This is a genomic window from Asticcacaulis sp., assembly GCF_051954415.1.
Taxonomy (GTDB): Bacteria; Pseudomonadota; Alphaproteobacteria; order Caulobacterales; family Caulobacteraceae; genus Asticcacaulis.
On sequence record NZ_JBQCHT010000021.1, the window covers coordinates 1 to 13,634 of the forward strand.

Consider the following 13,634-nt stretch of genomic DNA (forward strand, 5'->3'; position numbering starts at 1 on the left):
GTAGAAGACCGACGGCACCAGGAAGGCTTCGACATCGCTCAAGGAAAAGGCCAGCTTGGAGAAGGTGATCAGCGGGCCGTTCAGCCAGGTGACGAAGCCGAAGATGGCGAACAGGCCGCAGAACATCAGCACCGCCCCCCAAGGCGTTTTATCAGGTGCGTTCGCGGCAGTTACGGGTCCAGGTGTCGGCATGATGTTGTTTCCCCTATAATACCAATTCCTTTAAGTGGTATGGCTGAATTGAATCCAAAATGCAATCGGTCTTCGTAAAAATTTGCCGTACATCGTAAATTATAGGGAAAATATACCACTTTTCACAAATTATCATACAAAATATGCGATAAATTTGTAACATTTCCGACGCAAGCGTAGCCCAATTTAATATCTGTGCGATTCTAAGTTGACAGTTTTGCGAGACCGGAGATAGCACTTATGCAGCGTCAGGTATTTTATTGGTGTCATTTGGTATTGTAATGGCTTCCAATTCGGGCCTGTCCAATGAGAAATGCGGCAGTATCAGGATTTAGGGGTTCGCCCTGCCGCGGGCGGCACACTGCATAATAGGGAAGCTACACAGATGAAATTCAAACGTCATATTCTCATGACCAGCGCGGCGGCCACGCTGGCGCTGGGCCTTTCGATGGGCGTCCATGCCTATGCCCAGGACGCGGCGGAGGGCGCCGCGCCGGCCGATGACACAACCGTTGTCGTCACCGGTATCCGCAAGTCGCTGCAATCGGCGCTGAAGCAAAAGCGCAATGCCGACCGCGTCGAGGAAGTCATCACCGCCGAAGATATCGGCAAGTTCCCCGACAAGAACGTTGCCGACTCACTGGCACGCGCTACTGGCGTTAATGTCGTTACTGGCTCAGCCAATGCCGGCGGTTTCGGTGAGAATGAACGTATCTCGATCCGCGGCACCGATCCGAACCTCAACCTGACCTTGATGGACGGTCACAACATGGCGACTGGCGACTGGTTCGTGCTCGATCAGACCAATGCTGGACGTTCATTCAACTATACCATGCTGCCTTCGGAAGTTGTTGGCTCTGTAGAAGTCATAAAGGCGTCTTCTGCTGACCTGCCGGAAGGTGGTGTTGGCGGAACAGTCGACGTTCATGTGCGCAAGCCGCTTGATATGCCCGCCAACAGCTTTGCGCTGTCGGCTCAAGGCATGTATGCGACACTCGCCGATAAGTGGGAACCTAATATCTCTGGCATGTATAGCTGGAAAAATGACGCTCATACTCTCGGCATTTTGGTTGGTGCTTATTATGAAGCGCGTGAATTCCGCCGCGATGGCCAGGAAGTCCTGGGTTATAATGACGTGGCCAACTTCGCCGGAAGCGGTCAGACCATGGCTGTTCCTTCTCTGATCGGATCCGCATACTTCACCCAGAAGCGCGTCCGCGAAGGCGGTAACTTCATGGTGCAGTGGAAACCGTCAGACACGCTCGAATTTGATTTCTCTGGTCTCTATACCCACCTGGAGGCCAATAATGAGAACCATAATTTTATGCTGTGGGGCTCCAAGCTTTCGGCCACAACGCCGACCGCCTACACCACGGCTACCAATGCTGCGGATAGCGGCAAGACGTATGTAACGTCAGCCAGTTGGGATGCGTCGCCGACGACCAGTTCCATTGTCCAGGACGATATCTTCCGTCAGGCTCATTCTGATTCCTATGACCTGAACATCGATATGACATGGCGCCCAACCGACAAATGGGCGATCAAGGGCCAACTGGGCTTCACTTCCGGTAATGGTGTTACCGACGACACGGCCGCCTGGGAAACCTACTGGAACAATGTCGGCGCCAGCTATGACCTCGGCAAGGTCACGCAGGTTGCCTTTAATGGTTTGCCCAGCGACCCGACTTCAGCGGCTTACCTGAACAATAACTTCAGTTGGTCCTGGGGCGGCACCATCAAGGCGCCAGACCGTGAAGCCTATGCCAAGATCGATGTGGCTTATGACCTGGGTGACGACCTCGTCCGCCAAATCAAGTTCGGTGCCCGTGCGACTGATCACTTCCATGGGCTGGACTATCTGGCCTATTCGTGGGGGGGCAACGGCGCCTACAGCGGTACAAATACGGTCGGCCTCGGCACTGTCTTCACGGGCGACGTGACCCCGAGCGACTACGGTGACGGACTGCCGGGCTCGATTCCGGGTTACTCCTTCGCCAATGGCGATGCCGTCTACAAGTTCCTGGATGAAAACAATGGTGGCCGCAAGTTCGGTTTCTACGCGCCGGCCTCGTTTGCCGTCCGTGAAAAGTCCGAAGCTTATTACGTAATGGCTAAATTGGGCGGCGATAAATGGCGTGGCGACGTCGGTCTGCGTGCCGTACATACGGACACCACGGCGATCCAGTACACCACCAACGTTCCCGCCGGCACGCCGACAACTCCGAGTGTTTTCGGCGCCTATGCCGAGATCGACACGGAGAATAAGTACTGGGATATCCTCCCCAGCGCTAACTTCACCTATAGGCCTTCGGACACCTTGGTGTTCCGTGCTGGTGCTGCAAGCGTCATGAGCCGTCCGGGTTATGCTCAACTGGCTGGTGCCTTCACAGTCGACAGCACCAACTTCAAGGGTACGGCAGGTGGTAACCCTACGCTCATGCCGTTCCGCGCCTGGCAATATAATGCTGGTGTTGAATATTACTATGGGCCGGAAGCCCTGGTGTCCTTCACGCTGTTTGACCTCCAGATTTCGAACTTCACCACCCAGGAAAAGTTCTACCAATATCTGATCACGCAGCAGACCCAACTGAACCACGACAACGATCCGGTTGCTTATCCCGATCCTGGCGCGGTATTTGAAATGACCGGGCCAACTAACGGTGGTGGTGCCAAGGATGCGGGTTTCGAATTTAACCTGCAACAACCGCTCGCCTACGGCTTCGGCTTCATTTTCAACTACACCTATTCCAATGCCAGGAAAAATGATGGTTCGGCCCTGGACGGCAATTCTGAGAACACGGCCAACCTGACCGGCTACTTCGAGAATGAAAAGATCAGCACGCGTCTGGCTTATAATTACCGCTCCAAGTTCGTCTCCGGTCTCGATCGGGGTGCGGCCATGTGGCAAGATAATTATGGAACGCTGGATGGTTCGTTCAGCTATAACCTGAGTGACCACATCGCCCTGACCCTGGACGCGCAGAACCTTCTGCACGAGAAGCTCTACTACTTTGTGGGATCGCCGCAGTTTCCGCGCGCCATTTATGACAACGGCCAATCCTTCTATCTGGGGGCGCGCTTTAAGTACTAAAGCATCCAGCGGGAGCGGTTAACGCCGTTTCCGCACCTGTTTCCTCTCCTCAGAGCAAGCTTCCTTAGCGGGGCTTGCTCTTTTTTATGAAGCAGGCAACCTGCGCGTTATAACAGGAGACACCCATGGCATTCGCTTTTCACAAGGGACTGATCATTTCGGCCTGTGTCGCGGCTTTTTCCGTCATTCCCGCCTTGGCGGCACCAGCACCGGCCCTGACGCCGATGCCGGCGCAGATGACCCTGGGGGATGGGGCTTTTTCGCTCAGCGATGCCACGAAAATCCATGTCCCGGCGGGTGATGCCGAACTGATGAGTGTCGCCACCTGGCTGCGCGATACCCTGAAAACGACGCGCGGGCTGACACTGGAAATCAGTGAGGCCGCGCCGGTCGAGGGTGAGAAAGCCGTCCGGTTCAACCGCATTCAGACCCTGGTGGCTGAAGACCATGAAGCCTATCATCTGAGCGTCTCAAGTGATGGCGTGACCATCGGCGCCGTCAGCCGCGCCGGCGCCTTTTATGGCGCGGTGACCCTGTGGCAACTGGCGACGCCGGATGCGGCAAAAGGGGCGGTGGACCTGCCGGCGGTGAGCATTTTCGACACGCCGCGGTTCAAGTGGCGCGGCCTGATGATCGATTCTGTCCGTCATTTTCAGTCACCCGAAGAGATCAAGCGTCTTATCGACGGCATGGCGTCGCAAAAGCTCAATGTCCTGCAATGGCACCTGACGGACGACCAGGGCTGGCGGCTGGAGATCAAGGCTTATCCCGACCTCACCGCCAAGACGGCTTTCAGGCAGGAAGCCGGTGCCGCAGGTGTGGACGGCCAAGGCAAGCCCGTGATGTATGGCGGGTTTTATACGCAGGCCGAGGCGCGCGATATCGTCGCCTACGCCGCGGCCCGCAATATCACCGTTGTGCCGGAAATCGATGTGCCGGGTCATGCCACGGCCGCCATCACAGCCTATCCGGAGCTGGGGACGGAAGGCACGCCGCCGAAGCAGGGGCTATCGGACTGGGGTGTTTATCCCAACCTCTATAATGTCAGGGACGGCACCTTTACCTTTATTGATACGGTGCTCGATGAGGTGATGGATATCTTCCCCAGCCAATATATACATGTCGGCGGCGACGAGGCGATCAAGCCGCAATGGGAAGCCAGTCCCGAAATTCAGGCGAAGATGAAAGAACTGGGCCTGAAGAACGAGATGGAACTGCAAAGCTGGTTTATCGACCGTGTCGGCCAGCACCTGACGGAAAAGGGCCGCCGTCTGATTGGCTGGGATGAGATCCTCGAAGGCGGTATCGCGCCCGACGCCACTGTCATGAGCTGGCGCGGCATCGATGGCGCCGTGGCGGCGGCGAAACTGGGCCACGATACGGTGCTGTCACCGGCCCCGGTGCTCTATCTCAATCACCGGCAAAGTGGTGCTCCCGACGAGCCGCCGGGCCGTGGTCAGATCATTACCCTGAAGGACGCCTATGCGTTCAATCCGGCGCCCGACGAGATTGCGCCGGAGGCCCGCAAGCATATCCTGGGGCTTCAGGGCAATATCTGGACGGAACATGCCCGCACCGATGAGCGCGTCGAACGCCAGGTCTTTCCGCGCATGGTGGCCTTTGCTGAAATCGGCTGGAGTGCGCCTGATGTGCGATCGTGGCAGGGCTTTACCGAACGCCTGCCGGCTGATCTCAATCGCCTGAGCGCGCTCGGCATTCGCTATGACCAGGCGCCATTCGATGCGCAATTGTCGCTGGCCCCGGCAGGCGCGGCCAGGGTTATGGCCACCTTGAGCAAGGATCTGGAACTGGGCGAGGTGCATTATGCCACTGGTGGTTCTTTGCCTACGGCCAAGTCGCCGGCTTATACTGAGCCGCTCACCCTGCCGCTCGGCACAAAACTGACAACCCAGACCTTTCTGAACGGCCAGCCGCTGGGAAAACCAAAAAGCTATCTCCTCACCCGGCCGCTGTTGGAAACGCGCGTCAGCCAGCAACTGGAAACCTGCGCCGGCAAGCTGGTGCTCAACCTCGAAGACGACAGCACGGATTTCAAGGGTGCCCGCGCGGTGATCCTGATGGATATCCTCAATCCCTGCTGGATATGGCGCAAGGCCGACACGTCAAAAGGCTTTGATGTCACGGTCCATATCGCCGACTTCCCGTTCAACTTCCAGCTCGGCAATCACCCCGATCCGGTCAAGGTCGATACGCCGACGACGCCGGAGGGTGAGTTCAATATCCATCTCGATCGTTGCGACGGCCCGCTTGTCACCGCCCTGCCGATCGGAAAGGCGGTCAGGCGTGGTGGTGTGAACGAACTGCGCGGACAGATACCGGCTGCGGCGGGTTCGCATGACCTTTGCCTGACCTTCGCGCAAAAAGCGCCGCCGGTGCAGTGGGCGCTGAAGGATATCCGCCTCAGTCCGAAATAGGCGCCTCATATCCCAGTGTTTCGATCACAGGTCCGATCCGATCCATGTAGGGCGCAAAGAAACGGGCATAGGGCTTCCAGCGTCCGATCGAGCGGTCGTTTATCGGCTTCGATACCTGCGCATAGGAAGGGGTGGGGGCGTGGCGCGGATTGGTATGGAACCGCAGGCAGGCTTCGTGAAAGCCCAGTCCGATATGACCCAGCACGCGCATGGTATGGCCCTTTTGCTCCGCCACGAACTGTTCATATTTAAGGTCCAGCGCCGGATGGCCGAGCGCCGCGTCATAATGGCTGTTGAGATCATGCATCGCCACCATATGGGCGATGATGGTCTCCAGCCGGTAGCCTGAATTATAGCCATGCGTCAGGTTATGCGAGAGCATGGAGATGGCGACATCGAGCGGGTGGCGGATCATGCGGATGACCGCAGCCTCGGGAAAGGCCAGGCGGATCAGCGGCAGGTGGACGTCATTTAGCGGCATCTTGTCGGTGAAGAAACGCTTGTTTTCGCCCAGGAGGCCATAGGTTTCGGCGCGGCCGAGATAATAGTCACGCAGCAGGCCGGGAATATGGCGGTAATCCGCGGCCTGGCTCTGAGCCAGCCGTTGCGGAAAAGGCTGGTCGCCGGGCAGGAGGTCATCGATCAGTTTTTGCCATTCATGGACGAAAGGCAGTTCTCCGCCGGCACTGACATCAGGATGGCTGCTGAGCATCTGCTCGATCAGGGTGGTGCCCGAGCGCGGAAAGCCCAGGATGAAGATCGGCTGCGGCGTATCCCGGCGGATACCGGCTTTTGGCAGGTGCGCCAGGTTTTGCACTGTAAAGACGGCTTTAAGCGCGGCAAATTCAGCCGTCACTTTCGCCGCGTCGTAACGCACGCCCATATCGCTGGCCAGGCGTGCCTTGGCAGTGACAAAGCTCTGCATGGCCTCGTCATGACGGCCCAGTTTATCGAGTAAAACCGCGCGTTCGAGCAGGGCGGGGGCGCCCGGTGCATCCTTCGATTGGTCGATTAGTTCCAGGGCCTGCTTCGGCTGGCCGGCATGACGCAGATAAAGGGCGCGCAAAAGGGTGAAGTCCTCACCGGTCCGCTTTCCTAGCGCTTCCGCGCGTTCCAGCCAGATATAGGCATCCGCCATGTCGCGTTTGGCCTCATATGCGCGGGAAATATGCGCCATGATCTGCGCCGAATCCGGCTGCATGCGATGGGCCTCCATGAGTGCCGGCAGGGCGTCGTCAACCCGGCCCTGATTATAAAGCGTCAGGCCGAGATTGACTAGGATCTGCGGATGCGGTCCGGCCAGTTCGAGGGCGCGGCGGTTATGAAATTCTGCCGCCGGCAGGTCGTCCTTTTCACCGAGAATAACGGCCAGTTGCAGGTGTGCCTGTGGATCTTCAGGCCGGGCGATCAGGGCCGCGCGGGCGGCGGCTTCCGCGGCTGCCTTATGACCTTGAGAATGCAGCAGTTGCGTCAGGTCATTCAGTGCCCAGTCACTGGATGGATTGTAAGCAATGGCCTGTCGCATGGTGGTTTCAGCGGCGCGAAAATCCTTGCGGGCGGACTGGATAACCGCCTTTAGCTCCAGTGCGTCGCCATCGTCTGGCGCTTCATTCAGCCGCATTCCGCACAGACTGAGCGCACCGGAAAAATCACCGGCCTGAAATGCCTGTCGGCCCTTGAGAACAAGCAGGTGGGGCGGTGCAGTCAAGAGAACTCCATGCGGCACTAATATACAAGATGTAGGCAGATTCTCCTTTTTCCTCAAGAGAAGCCCGGCTCAGCTAAACTGAAACGATGGTGGCCGGTCGGTGATATCGAAACCGAAGGCCGGATTGGGTTTATCCGACATCACGAACACCAGTTCGCCGCCCTGCATCAGGTCGGCGTGGCTGATCCATGAGCGTGTCCAGAGGCGGCCCTGCCAGGTGACGCCTGAGATATAGGGCTTCGTTTCCGCGCCCTCTGCACGAATGGTCAGTGTGCGGCCTTCAGGCAGGTGAATACGCGCCTCCGGGAACAGGGGGGAGCCGAAGACATAGATGCCGCCTACCGGATCGACCGGATAAAAGCCGAGCGCCGAAAGGATGTACCAGGCGCTCATCTGGCCGCAGTCCTCATTGCCCGCCATGCCGTCCGGCGCCGCGCGATACTGGGTTTTCAGGATGTCGCGGATGCGCGCCTGGGTTTTGTAATGCGCGCCACAATAAGCATAGAGATAGGCGATATGGTGACTCGGTTCATTACCGTGAACATATTGCCCGATCATCCCAGTCATATCCGGCGGAGCGTCCGGCGGCAGGTCGGAAGGCGCGTTGAACAGGGCATCCAGCTTGGCCTCGAAGGCCGCATCTCCGCCGAACAGGCCGATATGGCCATAAAGATCGTGCTGGTTCAGGAAGGTGGCCTGCCAGGCATTGCTCTCGGTATAGTCCCACCATCTTTTCGAGTCATATCCCATGCTGCGCGGATCGAAGGGCAGGGCCCACTGGCCACTCATCAGGCGCGGCCGACAGAATTGAATGACGCCATCGAAGACATTACGGTAATTGCGCGAGCGTTCTCTGAGCAAGGCTGCGCTCATATAATCGCCGGCAGCCTGGGCAATATGCGACATCGCCCAGTCGTCATAGGCATATTCCAGCGTCTTGGAGACGGATTCACCTTCCAGGTCGCACGGGATAAAGCCAAAACCGCGATAGGCGTTCAGGCCCGGCGTATTGCGGCCAAAGGCCAACTGGCGATAGAGCGCCCAGGCGCGTTTGGCATCGACGGGCAGGCCCTTATGGATGGCTTCGGCGATGACCACGGCGGAGTGCCAGCCGATCATGCAGAAGGTCTCTACGCCTTGCAGTGGCCAGATCACCGGCCCGGAAGGGCTTTGTTCGCCCTGTTCGATCAGGTTCTGCGCGAAGGCGGCGGCGCGTGGCGGATCGATGATCGTCAGCAGGGGATGCAGGGCGCGGTAAGTGTCCCACAGGCTGTAGGTGCTGTAATTGGCCTTGCCCGGTTCAAGCTGATGCACCTGCTTGTCCATGCCGCGGTAACGGCCATCGGAGTCGCAGAACAGGGTGGGGGCCAGTTGGGCATGATAGAGGGCTGTGTAAAATATGGCGCGCTGGTCGGCATTATCGGTAGTGATTTCAATGGGTGACAGGTGCGTATCCCATTGCGCGGCGGCCTGGCCGGACATGGCCTCGAAGTCGAAGCCCAGTCCATCTTCCTCCAGATTTTTCAGGGCGCCGGCGATGTCGACCGCCGACAGGCCCACCTTGACCAGCAAAGGGCCATTCAGCGCCTGGCCAAAATGCAGAGCCACCTTCAGCGACTGGCCCTGATAGGTGGTCGCGCCGGTGATTTCGGTATCGTCCTTGTAAAAGGTCATCGACGCCGCCGGCTGCGACAGCTTCATGGCGAAATGGATATAGCGCCCCTGCGCCCACTGCCGCACCTGGCGCGAGCCGACCAGCACCTGTTCATCGCGCAGTTCGATAGACGAAGCGATGATCCTTGTGGCGCTGCCGTCGTAATTGCGGAAGCCGTGCGCCCAGTCGATCAGCAGGTGCGCATACTTGCCTTCCGGAAAAGTATAGCGATGCAGGCCGGCGCGGGCCGAAGCCGTCAGTTCGGCGCGGATGTCGCTTTCCGGCAGGGCAAGGCTGTAATAACCCGGACGGGATTGCTCCTGAGCATGGCTCATCGCCGTGCGATAACTGCCCTGCGGATCGGCCAATGTCCCCGGCTTGATGCGCACCTCGCCAATGGCCGGCACCACCAGCAGGTCGAGCATGTCAGACGCACCAGTGCCGGAGAGATGGGTGTGCGAAAAACCCAGCAGGGTCTTGTCGTCATAATAAAAGCCCGAGCAGGCGTCCCAGCGGGCATTGTCGGTATCGGGCGATAACTGGATCATGCCGAAGGGCACGCTGGCGCCGGGATAGACATGGCCATGGCCGCCAGTGCCGATCATTGGATCAACAAAACGGCCGAAGCCGGTTGTTTGCGCGGCAGCCAGGCGAGGCAGGGCAGCGGCAATGCCGGCAGCGGCGCTGGAAGCCAGTAATGAACGACGCGACAGCATTAGTCCCCCACGCAACAGACTACATCAGTTTCGACTTGCGGCGGTTAATGTCAAGCACCAGCTCGCCGAACAGCGACATCGGGGCCAGATAATATCCAGACCGATATGCGGTCCGCCTATGACTTCCGCGGCCGTACCCTTTAAGAAGTAAGGATTGGCGTCGCTCCAGACGGCGGTGTGTGTGGCCTGATAGGGTGGATCGGTGGTCTCGCAGATATCGAGATAGGGCGGGCTAGCACGTTCGGCACATTGGCGTCGTCCATGAAGAGCGTATTGCCGAAACCGTCGGCCTCATAGGCCCAAACCGTGGTGCCATCCGGCAGGCGATGTTTACCATATTGCGCGGCGGCCGTGCCTATTTCGTCGGCGAGGTCGGTGCGGAAGGCAGCATCGAAACCGAGGCCGGAAGCCGGAATGGATTGACCTTTTTGGTCGGCGCGCTGTGGCCGCTCAGCGGCATCATTTCGTTCGAGGAGGTCGCTTTGCGCATAAGCGATAAGTGCGGGGTCAGTTTTGCGCTGCTGGGTCCGGAAGGTCATGACCACGGTCTCATCGCCTGGTGCCATTCGGCATCGAAGGGCGTGGTGTCGCCGGTAGTTTCCTGTAACGGTGCGACAGCCGGATAGATAAACACAGGGCTGCATGTATTTTTTACCTGCCGGGCAGATGAAATGGCCTGAAGTCGGCAATGCGGGCGGTGGTAACCTCACGACGCTCAGGAATCCGCCAGCACAATGCGTTCCGGATGGGTGAAGACCTCGAAGCCATTGTGACGGGCGACGGCGATCACGGTCAGGCCGGCGGCCTCTGCCGTGCGCAGGGCCAGGGCCGTGGGGGCCGAGATGGCGATCAGGACCGGCGCGCCGATCGCCGCAGCCTTCTGCACCATCTCGACCGATATACGGCTGGTCAGGACGATGGCGCCGGTTTCGCCCCTGACGCCGGTGCGGGCCAGGGCGCCGGCCAGCTTATCGAGCGCATTGTGCCGGCCGACATCTTCCCGCACCGCGACAAGTCCCTCGCGGGGCATCCAGAAGCCAGCGGCATGGACGGCCCGTGTCTGGTCGCCGAGCGGCTGCCGGGTCTCAAGCGATGTCACGGCTGCCATGATATCGGACGCGGTCAGGCGCAGGGCGGACGGCCGGATCGGTGTGCGTAACCGCAAAACCTCTTCCAGGCTGTCCAGGCCGCACAGCCCGCAACCCGTGGGGCCGGTGCGGCTGCGGCGGCGCGCGGTCATCGCCTGGCTGTGTGCCGGCGTCAGCCACATCCGGGCTTCGATGCCGTTTGGACCGGGTACGATGTCCAGACGCCGGATGTCTTCCATCTGCGAGATCAGGCCCTCATTGAGGCTGAACCCATAGGCGAAATCTTCGAGATCGGCCGGGGTCGCCATCATGACAGCCTCGGTCGAGGCGTCGTAAACCAGGGCCACCGGCACTTCCTCGGCGACATGGCGCTGGCCGGCATTGGCTGAACCGGTCCAGATGATGGGGGTGACGCGGGAGACCGGCGCGGGGAGGGAGGCCATCAGGCGGTTGCCGCGCGCGATATCCGTACCGGAACGGACTTGTACGACGGCGTGCCGCTGGCCTTGTCGTGGCGCGACAGCGGGATCAGCACATTGGCCTCAGGGTAGTAGGCGGCGGCGCAGCCGCGCGGGATATTGTAACTGACGACCGAATAGCCGGCCAGGACAGCATCCGAAATTGCCGAGGATACATCCACCACATCGCCGGTGACGAGGCCGCGCGCCGCCAGGTCGTCCGGGTTCATGAACACGACATCACGGCGGCCGAAAACACCGCGATAGCGGTCGTCAAGGCCGTAGATGGTGGTGTTGTACTGGTCGTGGCTGCGCAGGGTCGTCAAGGTCAGCACATCCGGATCGGGATTGACGGCCTCGGCGTGCAGGCCCGGGAAGACACGGAACTCCGCCTTGCCGGACGGGGTTTTCCAAAGACGCTCGGACGGGCCGACCGGCAGCCGGAATCCGCCCGGCGTGCGGATACGCTCGTTATAGTCACGGAAGGCCGGCAACACCTGCGCGATGGCGTCGCGGATCAGGCTGTAATCATCGGCATAGGCTTCCCAGGGGATGGCGAAGCGATCGCCAAGGACCGCGCGCGCCAGGTTCGCCACGATCCACGGTTCCGAACGGACATGTTCGGAAGGCGGCGGCAGCTTGCCGGTGGAGGCGTGGACCATCGACATGGTGTCCTCGACCGTTACCGATTGCGGGCCGGATGCCTGCATGTCCAGTTCGGTGCGGCCGAGGCAGGGCAGGAGGATGTTTTCCTTCGCCAGCAACAGATGCGAACGGTTGAGCTTGGTGGCGACATGCACAGCGAGATCGAGCCCGCGCACCGCCGCGAAACTGCGCGCCGGGTCCGACATGGCGACGGCCAGATTGCCGCCGAGGCAGACCATGACCTTGGAACGCCCCTCCGCCATGGCCTGCATGGCCGCTACGGCATCATGACCATGCGCCACCGGCGGCTCGAAGCCATAGACACGCCTGATGCCTTCGCGCAAATGGGCGGGCGCCTTTTCATCTATACCGACGGTGCGGTCGCCCTGCACATTGGAATGCCCGCGCAGGGGACAGATGCCGGCGCCGGGGCGGCCGTAATTGCCACGCAAAAGCAGCAGGTTGGAAATCTGCTGCACGGCGGCGGTGCCGTGGCTGTGCTGGGTGACACCCATGCCGTAACAGACGATAACGGATTTAGCTTTCGCGTAGATCTGACCGGCATGTTCAAGCTGGGCACGGGTCAGTCCGGATGCGGCCTCGATATCTTCCCACAAACAGGCGCGCAGATCGGCGATGATTGCCTCGATGCCGACCGTATGTTCGGCCAGGAATTTGCGGTCGAGCACGCCGTCGCCGCCGGCGGCCAGATCGGCGTCATCGAGCGCGATGACCGCCTTCATGACGCCTTTCAGGGCCGCGATATCGCCGCCGATCTTCAGTTGCAGATAATCGCTGGCGATCGGCGTCGCGGTCAGGGTCGCCATTTCGACAGGCGATTGCGGCGAGGCGAAGCGCTCAAGGGCGCGCTCCTTCAGTGGATTGAACACCACGATCGGCGCGCCGCGCTTGGAGACTTCGCGCAGGGTGGCCATCATGCGCGGATGGTTGGTGCCGGGATTGTGGCCGATGGAGAAGATGGCGTCGGCATGGTCGAAGTCTTCCAGCGTCACCGACGCCTTGCCGAGCCCGATGACCTGCGCCAGTCCGACGCTGGTGGCCTCATGGCACATGTTCGAGCAGTCGGGGAAGTTATTGGTGCCGTAGGCGCGCACGAAAAGCTGAAAGAGAAAGGCCGCTTCGTTGGAGGCGCGGCCGGACGTATAGAACTCCGCCATGTTCGGGTCGGGCAGGGCGTTCAGGGCCGTGGCGATGCGCTGGAACGCCTCAGTCCAGGCGATTTCGACATAGCGGTCGCTGGCCGGATCATAGATCATCGGGTGGGTGAGCCGGCCCAGGTCCTCGATATCGTGATCATGCCAGGTGAGCAGTTCGCGCACGCTGTGTTGCGCCAGAACCTCGGGCGTAGCGCGTTTTCTGGTTGCTTCCCAGGTGACGGCCTTTGCGCCGTTCTCGCAGAATTCAAACGCCGAGGTGTGTTTCGGATCGGGCCAGGCGCAGCCGGGACAGTCAAAGCCGTGCGGCTGGTTGTTGCGCATCAGGGTTTGCGAGCCGGCCACGATATCCATCTGGCTGCGCAGGGTCCGCGCCACGGCCCTGAGCGCGCCCCAGCCGCCGGCCGGGGCATGAAATTCGCGGATACCTTCGTCTGACATGGCGACTCCTGCCTGCTGGAGAGACCTTGTA

Annotated in this window: 6 protein-coding genes and 2 pseudogenes; 2 read left to right on the plus strand and 6 right to left on the minus strand. The window is 60.1% G+C overall.

The window, feature by feature from the left end:
* A pseudogene (locus tag ACTHND_RS06730) lies at nt 1–192 on the minus strand (glucose/galactose MFS transporter); the annotation flags it as partial.
* Between the two features lie 385 nt (nt 193–577).
* On the opposite strand from ACTHND_RS06730, the gene ACTHND_RS06735 reads away from it, so the two are divergent.
* Both ACTHND_RS06735 and ACTHND_RS06740 read left to right on the plus strand, forming a co-directional pair.
* Entirely contained in the window at nt 578–3,283 is a 2,706-nt protein-coding gene (locus tag ACTHND_RS06735; RefSeq protein WP_440177029.1) for a TonB-dependent receptor, read from the plus strand.
* Nucleotides 3,284–3,408: 125 nt separating this feature from the next.
* Nucleotides 3,409–5,718: a family 20 glycosylhydrolase gene (locus ACTHND_RS06740; RefSeq protein WP_440177031.1), complete on the plus strand. Its 2,310-nt coding sequence runs from the start codon at nt 3,409–3,411 to the stop codon at nt 5,716–5,718.
* On the opposite strand, the gene ACTHND_RS06745 is transcribed toward ACTHND_RS06740, so the two are convergent.
* From ACTHND_RS06745 to ACTHND_RS06765, 5 genes and pseudogenes are all read right to left on the minus strand, one after another.
* Nucleotides 5,705–7,426 carry a tetratricopeptide repeat-containing sulfotransferase family protein gene (locus ACTHND_RS06745; RefSeq protein WP_440177033.1) on the minus strand — a complete coding sequence of 574 codons (1,722 nt, stop codon included), beginning with the start codon at nt 7,424–7,426 and terminating at the stop codon, nt 5,705–5,707. The two genes, ACTHND_RS06740 and ACTHND_RS06745, sit on opposite strands and share 14 nt — an antisense overlap.
* Nucleotides 7,427–7,495: 69 nt before the next feature.
* Nucleotides 7,496–9,796, minus strand: a complete 2,301-nt coding sequence (locus ACTHND_RS06750) for a GH92 family glycosyl hydrolase (RefSeq protein WP_440177035.1) — start codon at nt 9,794–9,796, stop codon at nt 7,496–7,498.
* A 24-nt stretch (nt 9,797–9,820) separates the two neighbouring features.
* Nucleotides 9,821–10,440: pseudogene (locus ACTHND_RS06755) on the minus strand (glycoside hydrolase family 125 protein).
* Between the two features lie 71 nt (nt 10,441–10,511).
* On the minus strand, nt 10,512–11,327 hold the full coding sequence (gene fdhD / locus ACTHND_RS06760) for a formate dehydrogenase accessory sulfurtransferase FdhD (RefSeq protein WP_440177037.1): 816 nt from the start codon (nt 11,325–11,327) through the stop codon (nt 10,512–10,514).
* Nucleotides 11,327–13,603, minus strand: coding sequence for an FdhF/YdeP family oxidoreductase (locus ACTHND_RS06765; protein WP_440177039.1), 2,277 nt, complete (start codon nt 13,601–13,603; stop codon nt 11,327–11,329). Before ACTHND_RS06765 ends, fdhD begins: the two co-directional genes overlap by 1 nt.
* Between the last annotated feature and the right edge of the window lie 31 nt (nt 13,604–13,634).

What these genes read in the sequence shown, in the direction of transcription:
- ACTHND_RS06765 (WP_440177039.1), bottom strand. Translation starts at nt 13,603, where the DNA reads ATGTCAGACGAAGGTATCCGCGAATTTCATGCCCCGGCCGGCGGCTGG.
- ACTHND_RS06740 (WP_440177031.1), top strand. Translation starts at nt 3,409, where the DNA reads ATGGCATTCGCTTTTCACAAGGGACTGATCATTTCGGCCTGTGTCGCG.
- ACTHND_RS06735 (WP_440177029.1), top strand. Translation starts at nt 578, where the DNA reads ATGAAATTCAAACGTCATATTCTCATGACCAGCGCGGCGGCCACGCTG.
- fdhD (WP_440177037.1), bottom strand. Translation starts at nt 11,327, where the DNA reads ATGGCCTCCCTCCCCGCGCCGGTCTCCCGCGTCACCCCCATCATCTGG.
- ACTHND_RS06750 (WP_440177035.1), bottom strand. Translation starts at nt 9,796, where the DNA reads ATGCTGTCGCGTCGTTCATTACTGGCTTCCAGCGCCGCTGCCGGCATT.